The organism is Bartonella sp. TT119HLJHH, from assembly GCF_042193385.1.
Lineage (GTDB): Bacteria > Pseudomonadota > Alphaproteobacteria > Rhizobiales > Rhizobiaceae > Bartonella.
Genome location: NZ_JBHILS010000005.1, coordinates 62,206 through 79,748 on the forward strand (window position 1 = coordinate 62,206; position 17,543 = coordinate 79,748).

At 41.2% G+C, this 17,543-nt stretch carries 17 protein-coding genes, 1 tRNA gene, 1 other RNA gene and 3 pseudogenes; 7 read left to right on the plus strand and 15 right to left on the minus strand.

The features are described from left to right. Nucleotides 1-1,121: 1,121 nt before the first annotated feature. From ssrS to ACFIJL_RS04080, 3 genes are all read left to right on the plus strand, one after another. Nucleotides 1,122-1,282: non-coding RNA, 6S RNA (gene ssrS, locus ACFIJL_RS04070), on the plus strand. A gap of 344 nt (nt 1,283-1,626) precedes the next feature. After that, a complete protein-coding gene (locus ACFIJL_RS04075; RefSeq protein ID WP_375622915.1) occupies nt 1,627-2,232 on the plus strand; it encodes a 5-formyltetrahydrofolate cyclo-ligase in 606 nt (201 codons plus the stop codon). Between the two features lie 18 nt (nt 2,233-2,250). Beyond that, nucleotides 2,251-3,072 carry a TIGR00282 family metallophosphoesterase gene (locus ACFIJL_RS04080; RefSeq protein ID WP_375622770.1) on the plus strand — a complete coding sequence of 274 codons (822 nt, stop codon included), beginning with the start codon at nt 2,251-2,253 and terminating at the stop codon, nt 3,070-3,072. 371 nt (nt 3,073-3,443) lie between these two features. Here ACFIJL_RS04080 and ACFIJL_RS04085 read toward each other — a convergent pair. From ACFIJL_RS04085 to ACFIJL_RS04105, 5 genes and pseudogenes are all read right to left on the minus strand, one after another. After that, nucleotides 3,444-3,800 (minus strand): annotated as a pseudogene (locus ACFIJL_RS04085) (helix-turn-helix domain-containing protein). A 282-nt stretch (nt 3,801-4,082) separates the two neighbouring features. Continuing rightward, on the minus strand, nt 4,083-4,439 hold the full coding sequence (locus ACFIJL_RS04090; protein ID WP_375622772.1) for a helix-turn-helix domain-containing protein: 357 nt from the start codon (nt 4,437-4,439) through the stop codon (nt 4,083-4,085). A gap of 457 nt (nt 4,440-4,896) precedes the next feature. Then, nucleotides 4,897-5,242: pseudogene (locus ACFIJL_RS04095) on the minus strand (UDP-N-acetylglucosamine 1-carboxyvinyltransferase); the annotation flags it as partial. Nucleotides 5,243-5,314: 72 nt separating this feature from the next. After that, nucleotides 5,315-6,610: a UDP-N-acetylglucosamine 1-carboxyvinyltransferase gene (murA, locus tag ACFIJL_RS04100; RefSeq protein ID WP_375622774.1), complete on the minus strand. Its 1,296-nt coding sequence runs from the start codon at nt 6,608-6,610 to the stop codon at nt 5,315-5,317. A 177-nt stretch (nt 6,611-6,787) separates the two neighbouring features. Further along, nucleotides 6,788-6,940, minus strand: coding sequence for a hypothetical protein (locus tag ACFIJL_RS04105; RefSeq protein ID WP_375622776.1), 153 nt, complete (start codon nt 6,938-6,940; stop codon nt 6,788-6,790). A 175-nt stretch (nt 6,941-7,115) separates the two neighbouring features. Between ACFIJL_RS04105 and ACFIJL_RS04110 the strand changes: the two genes are divergently transcribed. After that, nucleotides 7,116-7,190: transfer RNA gene (locus ACFIJL_RS04110), tRNA-Thr, on the plus strand. 92 nt (nt 7,191-7,282) lie between these two features. Here ACFIJL_RS04110 and ACFIJL_RS04115 read toward each other — a convergent pair. Next, nucleotides 7,283-7,522 (minus strand): hypothetical protein, encoded by a 240-nt coding sequence (locus ACFIJL_RS04115; RefSeq protein WP_375622778.1) that lies wholly within the window; start codon nt 7,520-7,522, stop codon nt 7,283-7,285. 1,699 nt (nt 7,523-9,221) lie between these two features. On the opposite strand from ACFIJL_RS04115, the gene ACFIJL_RS04120 reads away from it, so the two are divergent. Next, nucleotides 9,222-9,596: a hypothetical protein gene (locus tag ACFIJL_RS04120; protein WP_375622780.1), complete on the plus strand. Its 375-nt coding sequence runs from the start codon at nt 9,222-9,224 to the stop codon at nt 9,594-9,596. An 865-nt stretch (nt 9,597-10,461) separates the two neighbouring features. Further along, nucleotides 10,462-10,695, plus strand: a pseudogene (locus ACFIJL_RS04125) (DnaJ domain-containing protein); the annotation flags it as partial. A gap of 831 nt (nt 10,696-11,526) precedes the next feature. Here ACFIJL_RS04125 and ACFIJL_RS04130 read toward each other — a convergent pair. The 8 genes from ACFIJL_RS04130 to ACFIJL_RS04165 all read right to left on the minus strand — a co-directional run bounded on the left by ACFIJL_RS04130 (nt 11,527) and on the right by ACFIJL_RS04165 (nt 15,346). Beyond that, the gene (locus ACFIJL_RS04130; RefSeq protein WP_375622782.1) at nt 11,527-11,739 is read right to left on the minus strand and encodes a hypothetical protein; all 213 of its coding nucleotides are present in this window, start codon (nt 11,737-11,739) and stop codon (nt 11,527-11,529) included. Nucleotides 11,740-11,747: 8 nt separating this feature from the next. After that, nucleotides 11,748-12,023, minus strand: a complete 276-nt coding sequence (locus ACFIJL_RS04135; RefSeq protein WP_375622784.1) for a hypothetical protein — start codon at nt 12,021-12,023, stop codon at nt 11,748-11,750. 361 nt (nt 12,024-12,384) lie between these two features. After that, nucleotides 12,385-13,149 (minus strand): lambda exonuclease family protein, encoded by a 765-nt coding sequence (locus tag ACFIJL_RS04140; protein ID WP_375622786.1) that lies wholly within the window; start codon nt 13,147-13,149, stop codon nt 12,385-12,387. A gap of 113 nt (nt 13,150-13,262) precedes the next feature. Further along, nucleotides 13,263-13,481 (minus strand): hypothetical protein, encoded by a 219-nt coding sequence (locus ACFIJL_RS04145; RefSeq protein ID WP_375622788.1) that lies wholly within the window; start codon nt 13,479-13,481, stop codon nt 13,263-13,265. Next, on the minus strand, nt 13,478-13,645 hold the full coding sequence (locus ACFIJL_RS04150; RefSeq protein WP_375622790.1) for a hypothetical protein: 168 nt from the start codon (nt 13,643-13,645) through the stop codon (nt 13,478-13,480). Before ACFIJL_RS04150 ends, ACFIJL_RS04145 begins: the two co-directional genes overlap by 4 nt. A gap of 480 nt (nt 13,646-14,125) precedes the next feature. Next, entirely contained in the window at nt 14,126-14,323 is a 198-nt protein-coding gene (locus ACFIJL_RS04155) for a hypothetical protein (protein ID WP_375622792.1), read from the minus strand. Nucleotides 14,324-14,325: 2 nt separating this feature from the next. Continuing rightward, entirely contained in the window at nt 14,326-14,715 is a 390-nt protein-coding gene (locus ACFIJL_RS04160) for a hypothetical protein (RefSeq protein WP_375622794.1), read from the minus strand. Nucleotides 14,716-15,028: 313 nt separating this feature from the next. Then, the gene (locus ACFIJL_RS04165) at nt 15,029-15,346 is read right to left on the minus strand and encodes an XRE family transcriptional regulator (protein ID WP_375622796.1); all 318 of its coding nucleotides are present in this window, start codon (nt 15,344-15,346) and stop codon (nt 15,029-15,031) included. Nucleotides 15,347-15,762: 416 nt separating this feature from the next. On the opposite strand from ACFIJL_RS04165, the gene ACFIJL_RS04170 reads away from it, so the two are divergent. Continuing rightward, on the plus strand, nt 15,763-16,854 hold the full coding sequence (locus ACFIJL_RS04170) for a YdaU family protein (RefSeq protein ID WP_375622798.1): 1,092 nt from the start codon (nt 15,763-15,765) through the stop codon (nt 16,852-16,854). 172 nt (nt 16,855-17,026) lie between these two features. Here ACFIJL_RS04170 and ACFIJL_RS04175 read toward each other — a convergent pair whose 3' ends face one another. Next, a complete protein-coding gene (locus tag ACFIJL_RS04175) occupies nt 17,027-17,392 on the minus strand; it encodes a hypothetical protein (RefSeq protein WP_375622800.1) in 366 nt (121 codons plus the stop codon). Nucleotides 17,393-17,543: the final 151 nt, after the last annotated feature.

Consider the following 17,543-nt stretch of genomic DNA (forward strand, 5'->3'; position numbering starts at 1 on the left):
GCGCGTGCAAGCTCTGTTAGACGAACAATCACCCCAAGCTCTTTAAAACCATTCAAGAACAAGACACTTTACGGCATGCTTTCAAACCTAGATAAGACGCAAGCCGGCTTCACATTCAACTCAATAAACTGCCCCTGCTTATACCCCCACAATTGACAGTGTCTTTTTTTGAAACTTAGCCATTACCATAAAAGCAACGGAGCGTCCAAAACTTGGCTCTTAAGATTGATGAAACAGCATTGGATTACACTCCACAAATGCGCAGAATTCAAAAGCGCGTGCAAGCTCTGTTAGACGAACAATCACCCCAAGCTCTTTAAAACCATTCAAGAACAAGACACTTTACGGCATCCTTTCAAACCTAGATAAGACGCAAGCCGGCTTCACATTCCACTCAATAAACTGCCCCTGCTTATAACCACACCCCCACACACAATTGACAGTGCCTTTTTTGAATTTGGACCTTTTTTGTATTGCAGGCAGCGTTCAAACATTTCCAATATACTTCCTTCAGAATTTCTCTCATAGCAAGAAAACGCTTCACGCTTGAGTCCTCTTCAGCCGTTTCTTCTTTTCACACCTTCCATCATGGATAAAAAAAATTTGTAAACACGATCCTCAAAAAATACTTTTTGAAAAAAGCTTAAAACATCGCTTAGCGCCTCTGATAAACTGTCATCATCTGTTTTTATTTTTAAACTTCAACCATAGCAGCACATACCGTATCGGCTCTCCTCCCCCTTCAAAATTGATAAAACAACCCTGAAATATGGCTTCACAAGACAAAAACTTCAAAGAAGCAATATCAATTCAACAAACATCCTTGAATAAGAAATATTCCTTTCAAAACTCCTCCAAGCATTCCCACGAAACATAAAAATCAAGCATTGTCCCAAAAGAGCCAGTCAAGCCATTGCCAATAAACCGTTCTACGTCACTCAATCACCCACCCCCACTCATATTTTTTGCTTTTTTACTTTGAATAAGCCATCCATCATACAGCCATTTCGAGCAGCCACCAGCAAGGTTATAAAAACTCTCCTGAAATACTTTATGAAAAAGAAGAGAGCGAGGTTATTTTATCCCTAGCAGAAACTATGAAATTGTTTTATATTAAGGAGGGTGTTCTGCGCTTCTCGACAGGAAATAACGTATTCCTGAGACCTTAATGATCTCCAAGGGAGCTGTCCCTGATCAAGCCCGTGGGCTTTTTCATATGGCGCCCACCTATTTGTATAGGTTCCCGGGATCAGCTTTTTCCATCGGCTGTTGTGGATCACCCTTTATTTGTATAACTTTTTTGCATAAAAATTTTTCCAGCTAAAATTGAGAGCATCCTTTTACATAAGACCAATGACGATACTCTCTTTTCAAGAAATAAAAATGACGAGGGGCTTTATTTTATAAAACAGACAACACTGACAAAATAATCCCCTCTGTGAATCTGCTTCATCCCTTCGCCCGCAAGCAGCGCAAGAGCGGTTTATCGCATCAAGATACCCCCTATAAAGAGCACACACTTTTTTCATGCTTTTTTTCATGAGCACAGCTCTTGTCCTAACAGAGATTTACAAAACGCCAACAATGGATAAAATATCAGCATCTTATAAAACAATTGACGAGACAATGACACAAAATCCCCTCTGTGAATCTGCTTCATCCCTTCGCACACAGCAACGCAAAAGCGGTTTATCGCGTCGTGATGCTCTTTTAACAGAAGAGCGCGCACTCTTTTCGCAACGTGCTTGTTGCCACTTTATTGAATACCTTGAAAAGAAGGGAACCGATTTTTCATGCCTCATTTTAGCAGGCTATTGGCCCATTAAATCGGAAATTGACCCGCGTCCTTTACTGGATGCTGTAGCGTTACGCGGTGGACATTTAGCCTTACCAGCAGTTCTTGATTCCACCACCATGATTTTCCGTGCATTTTCGCCCAGCACGATTTTAGAGCCCATGCGTTTTGGCACCTTTGGTCCCAGTGCCGACAATGAGGTTGTTGTCCCCAATAATATTATTGTTCCGCTTTCTGCGTTTGATCGTCACTGTCACCGTCTTGGCTATGGAGGAGGATACTATGACCGTGCGGTTGAAGCTCTTGAAAAACAAGGGCATCAAATGACATTATGGGGCTTAGGGTTTTCATGTCAGGAAGTTTCCTCTATTCCTCCGACAGAATATGATTTACAGTTACAGGGCATTTTTACAGAAAAAGGTTTCTTAAAATGTTAAAATGTGATTAAAGCGCCTATGCGGTTTTTATTTTTAGGTGACATTGTTGGTAACACGGGCTGTAAAGCTGTTTTTGAACACCTTCCTCAACTGATTGAGAAATGGCAGCTTGATTTTGTTGTGGTAAATGGTGAAAACGCCTCTGGTGGTTTTGGTCTTAAGCAAGAGACGTATCAAGATCTTTTGATGACCGGTGTTGATGTTGTCACCACAGGCAATCATGCTTTTTCTCACAAAGAAGCATTGCAGTATGCCCATGAGAGTGATCGTTTTTTACGCCCTGCCAATTTTTCGAAAGAAACACCTGGAAGAGGTTCTGGTGTTTTTACGGCAAGAAATGGCGCCCGTGTTCTTGTCGCCAATCTGTTGGGCAACGTTTTTATGCCGTGTAAAGTAGAAGATCCATTTGAAACAGCGGAAAATATTCTGCTTGCCTGTTCGTTGATGGAGCAAGCCGATACGATTATTTTTGACTTTCACGCAGAAACGACAAGCGAGAAGCAATGTTTTGGCCATTTTCTTGACGGTCGTGTGAGTGTTATCGTTGGCACCCATACGCATATTCCCACGGCTGACGCGCAGATCTTAGAAGGTGGGAGCGCCTATTTAACAGATGCAGGCATGTGTGGAGATTATAACTCCTCTCTTGGAATGGATAAAGAAGAACCCTTACACCGTTTTCTTTATAAGACGAAGCAAGACCGTTTTGAACCGGCGTGTGGAGAAGCCACCCTTTGTGGTTTAGCGGTTGAGATTTCAGATCGCACCGGTTTAGCAGAAAAGGTTTCAGCGGTACGGATTGGTCCTCATTTAAAGCCTGAAGTTCCGGATTTTTGGTAGCTTCTTTTAAGCCGCCCCTTTGATGATCGCTCTCCACTGTGCGCCCTTTGGATGATAGTTCTCCAATATTTTCTTTTGAGAACTCTATTTGGCAAGACGATTTTTCCAGCCCTTCCCAAATCCCTACTAAAAACACCCCGCCCTCCAATTTGCCTAATACAGCAACTTTTCTAGCACAAATAAGTCACTCTTTTTAAAAGGATAAAAGATAAAGGATAAAAATTTTCGTGATTTTTAAAATGATGAGAAGGAGGTTTTATTTGGACATTTCTGCGGGGGGGGGGGAGGAGAAATGTTAACCCCCTTCTCTAGAAAAAGCTTTATATAATAATTTATTATTTAGCAAGAGCCTCTTTAATTTTTTTTTGATTCTAACGAAAATTTAATCTTAAAATTGCTTTCTTCTTTTTAGGTCTGAGCTCTCTAAAACTTTTCAAAAGGATATGCTCTTCTTTACTTGCGATCCCTTCATCACAGCAATACAAAGCATTTTCTTTTGTTGAGAGATCAGCGTAGAAAAAAGAAATGGGAACATTGAGAATATCAGCAATTTCTTGTAAACGCCCAGCTCCTATACGATTAGAGCCTTTTTCATATTTTTGGATTTGTTAAAAAGTCACACCTAACTGACTGCCTAATTGCTTTTGCGACATTCCGATCATTGTTCTTTTAAAGCGAATTTTTCTGCCTATCGAAATGTCGTTAAAGTGTAGATTTTTAGCTTTCACTTCAAGCTCCCCTACCGGTTGCGAGCACCTCTTATGCGTATTCCGAGAGTCTGAAAGTACTGAGTTCGAATCAGCTTTTTTTGCTTTTAGTGCTAGAGAGCACCTGGACATAGCAAAAACTCCCGGAATCTCGCGATACTTATAAAGCAGGCTAATGTTTCATCTTGGATTTTCAGGCTTTGGCTACCACCATTCAACCACACTATACGACGAGAACCTTGGTGCTTGTTCATAAAATAATTTCTGGAGACCAGCAATAAAAATTAAAACAGTGTTTTTATCTCATGAGACAATCAAACACAAAATTGCTTTCTGCTTTTTAGGTTTGAGCTCTCTAAAACTTTTCAAAAGAATGTGCTCTTCTTTACTTGCGATCCCTTCATCACAGCAATACAAGACATTTTCTTTTGTCGAGAGATCCGTATAGAAAAAAGAAATGGGAACATTAAGAATATCAGCAATTTCTTGTAAACGCCCAGCTCCTATACGATTAGAGCCTTTTTCATATTTTTGGATTTGTTGAAAAGTCACACCTAACTGGCTACCTAATTTCTTTTGCGACATCCCGATCATTGTTCTTTTAAAGCGAATTTTTCTGCCTATCGAAATATCGTTAAAGTGTGGATTTTTAGCTTTCACTTCAAGCTCCCCTGCCGGTTGCGAGCGCCCTCGCATTGGTATTCCGGGAGTCTGAAAGTACTGAGTTCAGTCAGCTTTTTTTGCTTTTAGTGCTCATCGCACCTGGACATGGCAAAAACTCCCGGAATCCCGAGATACCTACAAAAGTAGGCTAATCTTATGTACTGAACTTTAGGGCTTTCAGACCCTACTGATCGCTGCGTAGACGACCAAAGTTACCCTTTAAGGTATAAAGCAATTTCAGGAAATTAGCAATAAAATTTAAAAACAGTCTTTATTTTATGAGCTCCACCCCCGCCTCTCAAACTCTTATGCTCGCTCGTAAAAACCATGAGATAAAACCCACGTTTATTGAGAGAATTAACAACCCTTTATTTTTGAGATCAAGCCTCCCAAAAGCACACCTAACAACATATCACCCCCTCCCAAAGCCATTTTTGAGAGACATCTTACAGATTTACACTGTGATACGTTGGATTTTTGCGCCACAACGAGCCGATTTTTCTTCTAATCTCTCAAATCCACGATCAAGATGATAAACACGATTGACGATTGTTTCTCCCTTTGCTGCCAATGTAACAAGAGTAAGAGGGCTGCAATCACAAGAGAAACAACAAGCACGCAAATCCGTCGCCATGATGAGGCCCCCCTTGCAAATTCTCTGTTCCATGAGATGCGTTGCTCTCTCGCCCATCAAGCTTTATTTGCGCCCTCAAGCGATTGAGTTCTTGAACATGCATAAAACGATTTTCGAAAACCGTCTCTGTAATATGCGCGATTCCTTCAGCCCGTGTCATGAAAGCATGCCGCCCACACAACAGCCAACCCCCAAGCAACCTCTCAAAGCCATTCTTTGGAGCATATCTTTGAAAACTTTACACTGTGATGCGTTGGATTTTTGCGCCACAACGAGCCAATTTTTCTTCTAATCTCTCAAATCCACGATCAAGGTGATAAACACGATTGACGATTGTTTCTCCCTTTGCCGCCAATGCCGCAATTACAAGAGAAACAGAAGCGCGCAAATCCGTCGCCATAACGGGAGCCCCTTGCAAATTCTCTGTTCCATAAACGGTTGCCGTCTGCCCATCAAGCTTTATCTGTGCTCCTAAGCGATTGAGTTCTTGAACATGCATAAAACGATTTTCGAAAACCGTCTCTGTAATATGCGCGATTCCTTCAGCCCGTGTCATGAGCGCCATGAATTGTGCTTGGAGATCCGTTGGAAAAGCAGGATAAGGTCCTGTTTTAATATCAACGGGCATAATTTTGGTGTTCTTTGGATTTCTCTTAACATGAATTCCATGAGGTTCTATTTGAATCTCGAGTCCTGTTTTTTGGAGAACTTTAAGCACTTTTGTGAGATGATTAGGATTTGCATTTTTAAGAAAGACATCTCCTCCCGTCATAGCAACAGCCATTGCATATGTTCCCGCTTCGATTCGATCAGCAATAACGCGTACTCTAGCACCGCTGAGTTTTTTCACCCCTTCAATTGTAAGTGTTGTTGTTCCTTCACCGGTTATTTGAGCCCCCATAGCATTCAGGGTTCGAATAAGGTTTGTCACTTCTGGCTCACAAGCCGCATTTTCAAGAACGGTTGTCCCCTTTGCCATTGTCGCCGCCATCAGCATCACATGGGTTCCACCAACAGTGACTTTAGGAAAGCGATAGTGAGCACCTTTTAACCCCTTTAGCGCTTTTGCATGAACATATCCATTTTCGATAGTAATCTGTGCGCTTAAAGTTTTCAGTCCTTCAAGGATAAAATCGACAGGTCGTGTTCCGATAGCACATCCTCCAGGAAGTGAAACATAAGCTTCTGCGCATCGTGCAAGCAGAGGTCCGATAACCCAAAAGCTTGCACGCATTTTTTTCACCAGTTCGTATGGCGCCCGTATTGTGGCTATTTTTTGCGCCGTAAAATGAATTGTTCTTGAATTCACACACTCATCGTTAAACTCTTGTCCATCAACGGCATATCCAACCCCATGATTATTGAGAATACGAATAAGCAATTCGACATCGGCCAGATGCGGAATATTTTCTAAAGTGAGTGTTTCTTCAGTAAGCAGCGCTGCAATCATAAGAGGCAATGCAGCATTTTTTGCCCCAGAAATAGGAATTGTTCCTTGAAGTTTTTTTCCCCCAACAATTTGAATAGAATCCATCGTGTTTTCCCTCTTTTCCTTTGTGCCTGCCCTTCCAAAGGATTATCCCCCTTCGGGAAGTTATGCTTTATTAATCGTTTTAGAACGCATTCTAACTATGAGAACAAATTATTGAGAAGTTTGGTTGCAAAAATTTACTAAAAAACATTTTTTTTGCATTTTAGAACTTTTTGCATTTTAGAGTTCTGTTTGTGCTCTTTTACGACTTTGCTCTTTTCGACGTTTCAGGTTTTGACGCAATTGTTGTGCCAATCTTTCTTGACGTCGTTTTGCTTTTTCATCTTGATGATTAATTTCATTTTGTTTTTGTTTTTGATACATTTGTGTCATTGCGCAACCTTTTAAACAGTGTTGAGCTTCTATCAAGCAACTCATAACCTTAAATATTTAAGCATATAAGAAACATATGTCATGACATAAGATACGTTTTCTTGCAAGAATATACAAATGTTCTCTTGCCTATTTTCTGACAATATGGCACAAGACAGCGCAAAGATTGAAAAGGGCTGCGGTAGCTCAGTGGTAGAGCACTCCCTTGGTAAGGGAGAGGTCGAGAGTTCAATCCTCTCTCGCAGCACCATTTTATTTTTCTTTATTTTTCTTCTTTCCTCTTCTCTTTTCCACCATCCTCCATCAGCTTTATCAAATCCTCCATTCTTTAAACCATGGGTTTCAATGGCTTTCAAAATCAAGAGCCTCAATGACACGCTTAATTTCCAAAATGCTTTGCGAACGGCTTTTGAAATTGACACACCCCAAAGAATATCCCCCACCCATTGCCTCTCTCTCTCCTTGCTTCTCCCTCTTTCCTTGCTTCTCCCTCTCTTTCCTTTCTGTAAGATTTTCCCTATCCTTCTCTTTACCAAGCCTCACTATTGCAACAGCTCTTGTCACTTGAGACGGTATAGGCATTTTTATTTTTTCAATATTTTATTTCTTGAATATTTTTCCCCCACAAGCTCATCCCGCTTGTAATATGCAAACAAACGATTTTACTTGATTCAATATAAGAACGTTTGAATAAGAGGACTAAGAACATCTCACACCATTCTGGGCTCTCATTACAATTCAAATTGAATCTCAATAATGAATTATTATAAACTCATTGTTTGAATACATCCCGTTGATACCTTTAGCCGCCTCCAACCCCATAATCTTATCTTTCCAGCCCCCCCTCTCAACGCCTTTCCCATTCTCCCCGCCCCTTAGCAAAAGCAAAAACCAAACAGCCCCCCCCTCAATAAAGCTTTCAAGAAGCCACCCCACGCTCCCATATGGCAAAAATCCCATATACCAGGCATCCTATATACCAGCTATATAACAGACATCCCATATGCCAGAAAATTGATAGCCCGCCGTTTCAAAGAAGATCCCTCATTGCCAATTTTATACACTATGATTTTCCACGTGCTCTAAGTCCCCTCTTTCAACATGCATCTTTTTTACACGAATACTTTGATTGATACGGATAGCGTTATTCCTCTTGCATAAGAACCCGAAGGGTAAAAAGTTCTTTCCCTCTGTTCTATTGAAATCAAGCACCCCTCTTCGCTTACAGTTCACAAGCAGAAAGATCCGTATGGCGTGAAACTTCCCAAGAAAAGCATGCCTTTTATAAAAAATCCCTCCACAGTGAATGAAATTATGAATCGTCTCAAAAACTACAGCCCATGTCGCAATCTTGGCACCGAGCCAAAGATGGTACCAACTTACTTTTTCATAAAGTAAAGATAAGATGCGCAATGTTTATAATCTACGGACTTTATAATCTAAAGAGCTTATAATCTATGGGGCTTTATCGTTATACCCCTCACGATATTATTCACAGGCACAGTATGAAATTTACGAATACCGGCATGAAATAGGTGTGAAATGAGCTTAGAGAGAGATGTTTCTTTAAAACAAGTGCGTGAATGTACAACAACAAGTATATTTCATTTGAAGTATTTTGGATATTCCCTCCTACCCCCGTCCCTAGGACAACCATTTTGGTTACAGAGTCCCCTTATATATTCTGCATATTTTCTGCTGTCATACCTCCTCCAATAAGCTAAAACCCCACATATGCGGGGTTTTAGCCAGTACCACACCTTTATTTAGACACATTATGATCACTATAACCATTTTTATTAAACATGTTTTTACGTATATTTTCAACACAAAAATAACATATATTGATTTATTTAACAGAAATCAGTTAAGTATTTATGATAATCATTAAAAGTTAAAATGATAAAATTATTATTCAAAACGTACGTCATAATATTTATAACGTTTTTTTCTGTATCCCTATTATTGGGTTGTACTCAAGTAAGCGATCTCGCTGAATACGATAGGCTTTACCAAAAATATGTCCATGAAAATTACACTCCTTTAGCATATTCTCAGAAATTAGAAAAAGCAAAAAAAGAGGTAGAATATTTAAAAGCGTATATGGAATGGACTGTAGACATACCCCATGACAAAAGTCAATTTTGGAGGCATTTAATAACATTGCCCAGTAATAATAACATTGCCCAGTAATCCTCCAGAATTCAATATTTTTAAACATTATCACATATTGCTTGTTTTTTGTGGACGTTTTTTTGATTTATGGCAAGGTGATAAAACGATGCCCACACTTACCTTTAACGACTTACCAACAAGACTGAAGGATTTTAAAGCTAACGGGATGAAATACAGGAAAAATTGGGATTATATAGAAAATATTTTCCTCAAAGCAAAGTTTGAAACAAACTTTGATGATCCAATGTTTGCGTATGCAGAAAAATTTTTGGATTCTCCCAATGGCATTAGTCGAAAAGAACAAACTCTCCAGACAAAGCTGCTCATAATAGGCAATGAACTCACTCGTTTTAGAAACACAGCAACAATGTGCGTTATGGCTAGAGAGGTATACCTTGCCATGATGCCCAAAGAAAATGTAAAACCGCCCGTAAGATATAGCACTTTTGAAAAATGGAAGCAGTATTTAAAAAATCTTTAAACGGATAATAAAACGCCTTTCAAAATACTTCTAAAGAACCATTAAGCTCTCTCACAATGACTATAATCAATCACTAAGAGGGTATAAAAAACAATGTTAATTAAACAGTCTTTATTGAGAAGCGTCTTAATTATCGCCCTTTTAACAACGCATCTTTTTTATTCTTCAAAGGGATATACTCATTCGAATGAACTATTCTCTTCAAAAGAAATTACAGAAAGAGAGAGATTGTTCCGCATTTTCCTTGTTAATGGAAGTCGCTAGTGGGAAGAAAAATTCTACCAAATTCTCTGGATAGAAAAAACATTTTTTTTGGAAAACAAGCAGCAGTTATCGCAACCGCTCTATGAAAAACATGTCAATATAATAAAAAAATGGCAGAATATAATCAAAAAACGACATCATGTATTTAATACTCTGTGTAGCCTTATAGAATTAGAAATAGATGCAATGCGACATGTGAATGAAGCAAAACACTCTCATGAGCACACACATCTCTCAAACCTTATGAAACACATAGAGACATATCAAGAGCGTATAGCTAAAAACAAGAAAGAACTTGAGAAACTTGATCATGAAATTGAGATCTTATACAGAGTTATCGTAGAATATACAAAATTACCATAAACTTTGATCTATTCATTCCATAACTTTATGAAAAGTGCTTCTCAAAGGGTCTCCTGTATTTTCAAGCATTTTGCACTATCTATCGCCACCTTTAGATACAGAATGCCAAAGCACAGTAACGTTATCATACAATTTATTGTATTTTTTCAACACAAAAGTAACACATATTGATACATTCAAAGGGCATCAATTAAACGATCTTATAAAATAAGAGCAATACACAAAGTGGCTGTATTTAATGATAGTAAATGAAGACGATTATTATGGAATTCTTGGTGTAAGCTCCGCATGCAATGATAAACAGATAAAATCTGCTTTTCGTAAATTAGCTCTGCAATACCACCCTGATCATAATTCTAGTACCGAAGCAGAACAAAAATTCAGAAAAATTTGTGAAGCCTATGAAGTTCTTAAAGATCCTCAAAAGAGAGCTGCTTACAATCAGTTCTACCATAAAGCTTTTAAAGATAATCACAAAGCTTCTGAAATTAGTAGAAACCAAGAGAACAGACGACAAGATAATACCGAGCATGTAATTGGTAGTATCATGAATGTAATTTTCATTATTTGTGGAATAATACCTATAATGTGTTATATAATTTCATTACGTGGAATATACCACTAGGAATAATAAGTATAGGGTTATTAATTTTCATCAGTATAAAAGGATATTTGGTAAATATTGGTGCATTTATCTTCGAGATCATACTAATATCATTTATCAAAGTTATATGGAGAAGTATCTATTGATCAGTACTTTTGAAGAGCTTTAAGATCAGTCCCACAGTGAATTTACAAGGTGTGGTCATTTTTGATTTTCTATAACCAGGGATTGTCGAGAGCCATAAAGGTTGTCGCGTCTTTATCCGTTCTTTCCCTATTCTCCCGTTTCCTCCACCCCTCTATTTTCTTCCACAATCTGCCCCCCAACCTTTCCCCCACCAAGCTCACTTGACTCCACACAGTCTTTTTCTCATGCCCCTACATCCTTTTCCCATATCGGCTAAAAAAACGCCCCTCAAACGACTCTTTCTCAATGAACAAAAGCACCACAAGGACCATTTCCTCTCCAATGAAAAAGCACTTGTCCGGCAACTTAGCCATCATGGGGGTCTTTCATCGCGCCCCCAAACACAGCACAACACAAAAGCGGCCAGAACCGCGCGCCCATCTCCTATCTCACTTCCCTAACATCTTCCCCCAAAGTTTTTCCTTATCTCTCTTATTTTTCACTTGGCTTCCCCTCTGAAACACCTTCTTCCATTTTCCCAAGCAATAGCTGTCACGCGAAGTCTCTCTCCCTTCAACAACCACCTGCTTTTCCGCCTACTTCTTGCCTTATGACTAAAGCTTGCCTCTCCTCAACGCTACACAAGATCCCTTTCTTGCCCGCCTCATTCTTGTTTTGCCCTCCAGCATACGCCTTGCATGTGCTCCAATCTCCCCGCTTCCCCCCATTTTCCCACCATGCTTTCACATTCATGACCCCAAGTCGCCCGCCAAGCTTTTCCCCCAAACTTCCCCCTAGACAAAAGCAGAACGCGCGCGGCATTCCTCTTCCCCAGCACGCACCACAAAAGCACCCAGAAGCCCCCATATCTCTAAACACCTTGCTCTCACTCCCACATTCTCGTTCTCCTCTCCAGCATACACACCTTGCATGCGCTCCAAGCTCCCTCCCATTTCCCAACAAGTTTGCATATTCATGTCCTGCTTCCCTACACCCCCAGCTTCCCTACACCCCGCCCCCTCCATCACACGCTCTGCTTTTCTTCCTCCTCTGCTCTTTTCCTCTAGCACGTGCCAGCTTGCCTTTCCTCCACGCTGTACTGCTGCTTCTCTTCCCTAAAAGCCTCATTTTTATTCTCCAACATGCTTTCATATCACTCCACTGGATAACCCGCTGCCCCTCCATTGCCTTATCCCCCCCCCAATGAACCAGCCGGCAACGCCCCCCACAAGAGCCCGTAATTGCCCATACATGGGGCTCTTCATCCCTCCTTTTCCTCCCACTTAACCAACATTTCCCTCCCAAAGCCGCACAAACGCCCCCGCAAAGCTCCTCCCCCAAGTCGCTACGCTCCCCTACTTCCCTGCGACCCCCTTGTTTGGCACCCTCCTCCAATACAAAAAACAGCTCTTTTCCCCCTGAACTTGCTTTTTATAGAACTTTGCCTCTCCTCAACGCTACACAAGATCCCTTTCTTGCCCGCCTCATTCTTGTTTTGCCCTCCAGCATACGCCTTGTCTTCATTCCAAGCACCCTTTCTTCCCCCTCCTTCAAAGCAATTTCTGTTCTTATATGAAAACCTGTCCCAATAGATTTAATTTGCTGTACCATCTTCTCCAAAGCCTCATTAAAACGGCTAATTTCATTTTCAAGCTTGCAAATATAGGCTTCATCACGATAAGCCCGTTTAATCAAAGGGGGCATATCCGGCCAATAGAGCATTAAATCCACCCATTCGCGTTGAGAAATCCATAATCCTCCTTGACATTGTGCTTTATGTTCTGCTGGAAAGCTCTTTTGAGTAAAATGAGGGATCAAAATTTCAGGTTTTTTTGTTTTAATTTCTAATAAGCCATTTTTTCCCACAAAAGCATCGGGAGAAAATCCTTGTCCGCGATCATCAGCCAAAACAAAGCCAATACATTCAGGTTCTGTATGTGTCAGTTTTCCATAAAGCTGTCGCGCGATTGGTTCTAATTCAGTCCCGCGTCGCTGAGCAAGCGTTGTTCCTTCATCAACGGTTTTTCCTGTAATTCTTTCTCCCGCCAATTTCATCATCACACTCTGATAGCGTGACGTTTTTTGCCCTTGTTTTGTTCGTGCCATAACCATCTCAAACAAAGAAGCCGTAATCAAACCACTACGCACCTTCTGCCATTCTTCTGTTCCTTGAATACAATCGATAATGATTGGCATAGTATTTCTCCCCTTCATTTTTAAAGTGTTTTGCAATATATCCTCTTTAAAGCATTCACCTTTTTTAAGCTGTATCCTTCACACGGACTCAAAACGACAACATCCTGCATCCTTCAATATTGTGCCGCTGAAACCACAAAAATCTGTCCCCCCTTACATCCCCCCTCGTGTCCCAATACGTCTAAACAAGCTTCAACAACCCACCCCGTCTCATTCTTGTTTTGCCCTCCAGCATACGCCTTGCATGTGCTCCAATCTCCCCGCTTCCCCCCATTTTCCCACCATGCTTTCACATTCATGACCCCAAGTCGCCCGCCAAGCTTTTCCCTCAAGCTTTCCCCCCAAGAACGAAAGCATAAGGTGCACCATTGTCACCGCAATGAAAAAGCACTTGGGCCCTTTCATTGCGGCTTCCCCCAGCACGCACCACAAAAGCACCCAGAAGCCCCCCGTGTCCCAATACGTCTAAACAAGCTTTAACGACCTCCCCCGTCAAACACCTCCTTCCTTTTTCCAGCATGCTTTACGTATCATTCCAAGCTCCCTACTTGCGTGCCGCAAAAACACAAAAACCAGCTCTTTTCCCCCTTGAACGTGCCTTTTTATAGATTTACACCTCCTCCACGCTGCACTGCTGCTTCTCTTCCCTAAAAGCCTCATTTTTGTTCTCCAGCATGCTTTCGTATCATTCCACTGGATAACCCGCTGCCCCCATTGCCTTATCCCCCCCCCCCAATGAACCAGCCGGCAACGCCCCCCACAAGAGCCCGCAATTTCTCATATATAGGCTTTTTTCTTCATGCCCCCCTTTCCATATCGGCTAAGAAAATCCCCGCAAAGCTCCTCCCTCCCAAGTTGCCCCCCAAGTCGCCCACCAAGCGGCTCCCTCCTAAGCTTCCCTCCCAAGAACGAAAGCATAAGGTGCACCATTGTCACCACAATGAAAAAGCACTTGGGCCATCATTATGGACTCTTTTCAATCCTGCCATTGCACGACGGCAAAATCATAGCAGAGATATTCTTCCGCCAAATTTTTTGCCATAGACTGAGCGTCTTTCTGCGACATGAAAAGGATAGCATTGTGTTTTTGTGGTTCGAGTCTGATTAAATTTCGTGTATTTCCAGCATAATAAAGTGGAAATCCTCGATAAGAAGTCTTAAGATAACTTGGCATGTTTACCACCAATAATCTGTCAAGACATCACATGGGCGTAAACGATGCTGTTTTTCATAAGAGCCATAGAGATTATCTTCATAAGCGCACGCCATTCTTTCATTTAAACAAGCATGATAAGCTTCACTATTCAAAATGAAGGGCTGTAATTGAGTATTTTCTTCATTTATTTCATGATTTTCGACATAAAAATCAGCGATTTGTTCAGCAACATCTTCCGCATGAGAAGTTGTCAGATCGAGTCGTAAAACTCTATAAACAGTTTCATATTCCTCAATCAGTTCGAGCACTTCTTCGATTTCGTCGATAGGTCCTTCATAAGTAGCAGGATTTTCGTCTTCGCAAAGAATGACAATAATTTCATCCTCTTTAATGAATGGAATATTTTTCATGATTTTCCCCCTTTAGACAGTTGATAAAGCCTAGCTTTGTCTTGACAAGGCCAAATATAGCGTTAGTCTTATATCCTCTATAGGAGAGATGTCAATCATTTTATCCTTCATAAAAGATATATTTTAAATCTTTACGGGGTTCAAATGACATATATAAATAAAAATCTATTGTTCTTTATTCCCCTCATGTCCCTTTGTTGTTCTCTATTTGTTCTTACTCAATTGCAATTATAAACACACAGGAGAGATAAAATGAGTGATATAATATTAATAAAATACTGGAGTCGCCTTGATTCAAAAGCACAGAAGGAAGTTATTTTGAAGCTTCGTCAATTGGTCGCCGCAAAAGAGTCAAAATCGCCTGTCTCTCTTGCGGAGAGAGTTTCGAAATAAGCTCTATAAATTCTTTATCTTCAGGGCTAGCCCATTTTCCATAAAGAATATAATTCATACTGATATTAATTTCGTGACAAATTCGCGAGAGAGATTCTATTGTTGGTTCTTTTCCTTCAGAAAGAATAGAATGAAGGTACCCCGCGCCTTTACCGGCAGCGAGGGAGATAGATCTTTTTGACCGCCCACTTTTTTCCAAAGCGATCCTTAATCTTTGACGCCAACCATCGATATTCATAATTTCACCATATAGCGCGTCTTTAAAAAAAAACACGTCCTTTTTATAAAACGGGCTTGCATTATCCTCTAAAAAGGATAAAATTAAGGAAACAAATTTTACTTTTTAGGGGGAAATTTTTTTATTTTTGGATCATAAAAACACTTTAACCACCCTACAGGATATAAAAGACCACTCTCCAAAGCTTCTGCCCAAAAGCAAGTACGTTGAGAATGTGTGGTATTCTTTATTTTTTCCATCACCGCAATCTTAAATCGTAAGTTTGCATGCTCTTCAAGCACAGCCAATCATTTATAAGCGTCGTAAAGAAGCCTCTAGTCATCATCGAACAGAGCCAAAAGCAACACAAGTTAAATCCTTATTTGAGCTTTTATCATCAATAAAAATGTATAAAAAAGAAGAAAGTAGATTGCAGTATGAAACACGCTAATCAACAAGAAACTCCTCATTATGAATCGTCTAGGCTTCCATATGTTTGTTGGTATCAAAATGACTTTCTAGGAGGTGTACGTGGGATGCGCGCACACGAAATTGGAATCTATACGATTCTTCTCAATGAAATGTATGCCCGTGGCCGACCTTTAGAAATATCGAAAGAACGTTTAGCGCGTCTTTGTGGTTGTGACAAGCGAACTTTTGTTAATGTTTTAGAGATGCTCATTCAAGAGGGCAAGATTTTAAATTTAGCCAATGGGTTATGGAACAAGCGTTGCGAAAATATTTTTCAAGAGCGAGAAAAACTGCTTGAACAAAAATCCTTTGCGGGACGTTCTTCGGCAAAAAAACGCAAGAAAATCAATACTGAGATTCAACAACTGCTTAACGAGCGCACAAAAGATGGTGAACAAAGCTCAGAAGCTCAAAAGGCAGAAGAAGAAGAAAAGGAAACACCTTACGGTGTTTTAGAAAAGAAAATTTTGTTTGATGAGACAAAAGCTTGTTTTTCCTGCGAAGAGAGTTTTGAACAAAGCGATCACCCATCACCCTTATCGGCTCTTGATTCACCTCTCTCTTTGCCTGCGCAAGCAGAAACGGCGCAAAAAAGTGCTCCCTCTTTAAACGCTCCCCAAGCCGAGTTCACTCCCGCCCCTATCGCACAAATTGTCACGGGGGAAAAAACAAAATCCGCCACCACTCTCCCACAGGTTACTCTCCCACCCCCCACTTTCTCTACCTCCATCTCGCCTTCTTCCAACAAAAAAACCACAGCCTCAGTTGCCAAAGGGCACCGTCTTCCTGAACATTGGCAAGCAGACATCAAGGCGGCAGTTTCAGAAGGTTTGAGTGAAAGCCAAGCCCATTGGCAAGCCAAGAAGTTTCGCGACTATTGGCAAGCCAAGAGCGGCAAAGAAGCACTCAAAGTAGACTGGCAAGCCACGTGGCGCAACTGGTTTCGCCGTGAGATTGAGCGGCAAGAACAGCAAAAACAGGGAAGCTCCTCATCTTTTACCTCTGAGAACAACGACACGCTTTACCGCAGTTTGATCAACTATAATGACAATTTTTGACATCACAAAAACAACGTATTTTTCAAGCACGCGCGGGGATAAAAATGCTTCAAAGCCACAACAGCAACAGCATCGGACAAAACAACACAGAACAAAACAAAGGGCGGCAAAACAACACTTGGATAGGCGATTCACACAGCAAAACGCGTCAACATCGACCATTTTTCTCTCATCACAAAAGCGTTTTCCCCACACAAGTCCCCCCACAGGCACCCAGCACACCCCTCCAACACACACTCCAACAGGACCTTCCAGCATGCACCACCCCCTCACAGGCATATCCGCTCCCCTTCTTGCATCCCCTCCTTTTCCCGCCTTCTTCCTTTCTCCCCCTCCTCCTTTCTCCAAGGCGCCACTTTCCATGCTCTTGGCAAGCAGACATCAAGGCAGCAGCTGCAAAACCTTCAATGAAAAGCAAACTCTTTGGCAACAAACCCACCCCCTCCACACAGGCATCCCAACACATGCCCCACCACACATCCCCATAGGCACCCAGCACACCCCTTCCAACACACACTCCAACAGGACCTTCCAGCATGCACACCCCCTCACAGACATATCCGCTCCCCTTCTTGCATCCCCTCCTTTTCCCGCCTTCTTCCTTTCTCCCCCTCTTCCTTTCTCCCCCTCCTCCTTTCTCCAAGGCGCCACTTTCCATGCTCTTGGCAAGCAGACATCAAGGCAGCAGC

What these genes read in the sequence shown, in the direction of transcription:
- ACFIJL_RS04115 (WP_375622778.1), bottom strand. Translation starts at nt 7,522, where the DNA reads ATGCCTATACCGTCTCAAGTGACAAGAGCTGTTGCAATAGTGAGGCTT.
- ACFIJL_RS04170 (WP_375622798.1), top strand. Translation starts at nt 15,763, where the DNA reads ATGAAACACGCTAATCAACAAGAAACTCCTCATTATGAATCGTCTAGG.
- ACFIJL_RS04140 (WP_375622786.1), bottom strand. Translation starts at nt 13,149, where the DNA reads ATGCCAATCATTATCGATTGTATTCAAGGAACAGAAGAATGGCAGAAG.
- ACFIJL_RS04120 (WP_375622780.1), top strand. Translation starts at nt 9,222, where the DNA reads ATGCCCACACTTACCTTTAACGACTTACCAACAAGACTGAAGGATTTT.
- murA (WP_375622774.1), bottom strand. Translation starts at nt 6,610, where the DNA reads ATGGATTCTATTCAAATTGTTGGGGGAAAAAAACTTCAAGGAACAATT.
- ACFIJL_RS04080 (WP_375622770.1), top strand. Translation starts at nt 2,251, where the DNA reads ATGCGGTTTTTATTTTTAGGTGACATTGTTGGTAACACGGGCTGTAAA.
- ACFIJL_RS04165 (WP_375622796.1), bottom strand. Translation starts at nt 15,346, where the DNA reads ATGAATATCGATGGTTGGCGTCAAAGATTAAGGATCGCTTTGGAAAAA.
- ACFIJL_RS04175 (WP_375622800.1), bottom strand. Translation starts at nt 17,392, where the DNA reads ATGCTGGAAGGTCCTGTTGGAGTGTGTGTTGGAAGGGGTGTGCTGGGT.
- ACFIJL_RS04075 (WP_375622915.1), top strand. Translation starts at nt 1,627, where the DNA reads ATGACACAAAATCCCCTCTGTGAATCTGCTTCATCCCTTCGCACACAG.
- ACFIJL_RS04155 (WP_375622792.1), bottom strand. Translation starts at nt 14,323, where the DNA reads ATGCCAAGTTATCTTAAGACTTCTTATCGAGGATTTCCACTTTATTAT.
- ACFIJL_RS04160 (WP_375622794.1), bottom strand. Translation starts at nt 14,715, where the DNA reads ATGAAAAATATTCCATTCATTAAAGAGGATGAAATTATTGTCATTCTT.
- ACFIJL_RS04105 (WP_375622776.1), bottom strand. Translation starts at nt 6,940, where the DNA reads ATGACACAAATGTATCAAAAACAAAAACAAAATGAAATTAATCATCAA.